Origin of the sequence: Streptomyces sp. PA03-1a, assembly GCF_033792805.1 — a bacterium.
GTDB lineage: Bacteria > Actinomycetota > Actinomycetes > Streptomycetales > Streptomycetaceae > Actinacidiphila.
This window is the reverse complement of sequence record NZ_JARAVO010000517.1, coordinates 1-572: the sequence shown is the minus strand read 5'-3', so window position 1 is coordinate 572 and position 572 is coordinate 1. Positions and strand designations below refer to the sequence as shown.

At 72.7% G+C, this 572-nt stretch carries 1 protein-coding gene; it reads left to right on the top strand.

All coding sequences use genetic code 11. The features are described from left to right. Positions 1–24 precede the first annotated feature (24 nt). Positions 25–572, top strand: a 548-nt coding sequence (locus tag PV341_RS45255; protein ID WP_500361086.1) for a helix-turn-helix domain-containing protein, incomplete at its 3' end; no start/stop codon positions are given.

The following is a 572-nucleotide window of genomic DNA, read 5'->3' as shown; positions in this document are numbered from 1 at the left end:
GCACCGGCGACCAGAAAGGCCCTCGTGCCACACCGTAATGCACCCCTGACCGAGACCGGACGCCTGCGTCTGGCCCGCTGCGTCGTGGACGACGGCTGGCCGCTGCGCCGGGCCGCCGAACGCTTCCAGGTCTCGCCCACCACCGCCCAGCGCTGGGCCGACCGCTACCGCGCCCTGGGCGAGGCCGGCATGGCCGACCGCTCCTCACGCCCGCACCACAGCCCGCGCCGGACCCCGACCCGCACCGAACGCCGGATCATCAAGGTCCGCCTCGCCCGCCGCTGGGGACCAGCGCGGATCGCGCACCTGCTGAACCTGGTGCCCTCCACCGTCCACCGCGTCCTGACCCGGTTCGGGCTGGCCCGCCTCGCGCACCTGGACCGGGCCACCGGGCAGCCGATCCGCCGCTACGAACGCGACCGACCCGGCGAGCTGGTTCACGTGGACATCAAGAAACTCGGCAACATCCCCGACGGTGGCGGCCACAAGGTGCTGGGCCGCCCAGTAGGACGCAAGAACCGCACACAGGTGGGTTACAGCTACCTGCACACCGCCGTCGACGACCACTCCCG